This window comes from Paenibacillus sp. TAF43_2 (genome assembly GCF_052113545.1).
GTDB lineage: Bacteria > Bacillota > Bacilli > Paenibacillales > Paenibacillaceae > Pristimantibacillus.
In genome coordinates this window covers 1-1,108 of record NZ_JBFRDK010000385.1, presented here as the reverse complement: position 1 = coordinate 1,108, position 1,108 = coordinate 1, and the positions used below count along the sequence as shown (strand labels likewise).

The window sequence follows — 1,108 nt, the reverse complement described above, 5'->3', positions numbered from 1 at the left end:
GATTTGCGCTGATGGAACGAATGAAGCCTTACCAAATACCGGTTATTTTTTTGACGGCCAAAAACTCTGTCTACGATAAAGTGAATGGATTAAAACTGGGAGCCGATGATTACATGGTTAAGCCTTTCGAGGCTATCGAGCTGCTTGCCCGCATAGAGACGGTATTGCGAAGATACGGCAAAGAAGAAAGTGTATTACAATTTCAATCTATTGCAGTCAATATGGATAAACGAGAAGTAACCAGTCAAGGGGAAGTAGTCGAGCTGACGCCGAAGGAATATGAATTGCTTGTTGTTTTGCTGAAAAATAAGAACATTGCCCTCTCGAGAGAGCAGTTCATTAGTAAGGTATGGGGCGGCGACTATTATGGCGAGACGAGAACGGTCGATATGCATATTAAATCGCTGCGCAAGAAGCTAGAGCTGCAGGATTGCATCAAGACGATTTATAAACTCGGTTATCGGCTGGAGGATTAAGAGGATGAAATTTTGGCAAAAAATTTATGTCTTCTCTATTCTAGTTTTTATCATTATTTTTAACGCTGCCTCTATTATGGTGATTGAGCGAAGCCATAATCGAATGCTTAAGCAGGAAATCAACAATGCTTTAAGCCAGAACATGAGCATTCATTCCAGCGTCGATGCGATTGTACCCATCCTTCGAATCTATGACTCCATTGATTACGAAAAAACGGTATTAACGAGAATTGCAAACGAATTTGTTGGTAAAAATAACGAGCAGCTCGTTTATTTGGATATTAGGGACGAGCAAAATCGGTCAGTCTTTAACAATACCGATTTTCAAATCCCAAAGCAGCGTGAGGAACTGGACAAGCTGGCCGTAGACGAAATTAGTTATATTTTGCGTGATATCGATCAGCGAACGATACTGTTCACATCAAATATTGCGAATATAAACCATAAAAGCTATGTTTTCACCTATATGATCGACGTAACTTCTGTGTACCAGGACCGCGTGGATCAATATCAGTTTTTTGCAAAAGTAGATGTGGCAGCCTGCTTCCTCTATATGCTGATTATGTTTTTTGTAAGTCGAGGGTTGACGAGGTCGATTGATCACCTTAGCCAGACCGCGCAGGTTATTGCAC

1 protein-coding gene and 1 pseudogene are annotated in these 1,108 nt (G+C 41.1%); both read left to right on the top strand.

The annotated features are described in order from the left end of the window. Positions 1 to 476 (top strand): response regulator transcription factor (locus AB4Z17_RS33590; protein ID WP_441964788.1); only part of this gene is annotated, 476 nt, incomplete at its 5' end. A gap of 4 nt (positions 477 to 480) precedes the next feature. After that, positions 481 to 1,108: pseudogene (locus AB4Z17_RS33585) on the top strand (sensor histidine kinase); the annotation flags it as partial.